At 66.0% G+C, this 1,313-nt stretch carries 1 protein-coding gene; it reads left to right on the top strand.

Features of this window, described 5'->3' with window-relative positions; translation table 11 throughout:
* Positions 1 to 1,313: HNH endonuclease signature motif containing protein (locus CH291_RS26460; protein WP_094689076.1), on the top strand; the 1,313-nt coding region annotated here is incomplete at both ends.

Here is a 1,313-nt window from a genome sequence, read left to right as displayed (position 1 = left end):
CTCGCCGACGCCGCCGCGGTCTCCCATCAAATCCAGTTGCTCGAAGCCCGGCGGATCGCTCTCGTCGCCGAGATCGACACCCGCGTGAGCCGGGAGAAACTCGGCTTCCCCGGACCCGCCGGATGGCTGACCTCCACCACCCTGCTCTCACCGTCCAAGGCCACCAAGATCGTCGCCCTCGCCCGCGGCATGGCTGCGTTTCCCGACATCGCCGACGCCGTGAACACCGGTGTCATGTCCGTCGATCACGCCGCGCTGATCCTCACCTTCGCCGAAACCCCACCGGAAAACCTGCCGGAAAAGGGTCGCGATATGGCCCGCGCAGCCTTGATCAAAGCCGCGACAGGGCCCGACGCACGCACCGGCCGCATCCGAGCAGCGATCACCAGACTCGAAGACAGCTTCGGCACCAAGAAACCACCCGCCGAGAACCCCGACCGCAACGAACTCTTCGCCTCCAAGACTTTGAACGGTCGGCTGGTGTTGCAAGGTGATTTCGATGCGATCACCGGCGAAAAGCTGCTCACCGCACTCTCCCCGTTGACCGAACCCCACCCCGCCGCCGACGGAACCCAAGACCAGCGCAGCCCCGCCAAACGCAGAGCCGACGCCTTCGGCCACATCCTCGACCAATACCTCGCCTCCAGCGATCGCCCCATCGAAGGCGGAGAACGCCCCCACCTGAACCTGCACATCCGGTTACAGGACCTCACCGACCTCCAGAACTGCGGCGGCGAAGACGACATCACCGACGACGAAACCTCACGCGCAGCAACCGAAACCGACACCGACACGAACCCCGTCGATCCGGTCGACATCAACACCGGCGCACCGATGCACCCCGACACGGCAGAACCGGACGCGGCGGATGAACCCGAGGCCGGCAAGGCTGCGGGAGCTGCCGCGGATCGTGGTGCGTATCGGGACCTGTTCGGCGACGGCACCACGGTCGGCTGGCTGCCGTGGATGGGACCGCTCTCCCGCAACACCTCCCGCCAACTCGCCTGCGACTGCGTTCTCACTGCGATCGTGATGGACGAGAACGGCAACCCGCTCAACCTCGCCCGCACCGCACGCACCGTCACCGCCAAACAACGAAAAGCCCTCACCGCCCGCGATCACGGGTGCGCGTTCCCCGGCTGCGGAAAACCCGCCGCCTGGACCGAAGGACACCACATCTGGCACTGGGGCGACGGCGGCCCCACCGACATGAACAATCTGGTTCTGTTGTGCGGGTTCCACCACCGCCTCATGCACCACTCCGATTGGGAAGTGTTCATCGGCACCGACAACCACCCGTGGTTCGTACCGCC

The sequence above is a fragment of the Rhodococcus sp. 14-1411-2a genome (assembly GCF_002259485.1).
In the GTDB taxonomy this organism is placed as follows: domain Bacteria; phylum Actinomycetota; class Actinomycetes; order Mycobacteriales; family Mycobacteriaceae; genus Rhodococcoides.
The sequence above is the reverse complement of the archived record's forward strand: the minus strand, read 5'-3'. Positions and strand labels throughout refer to the sequence as shown.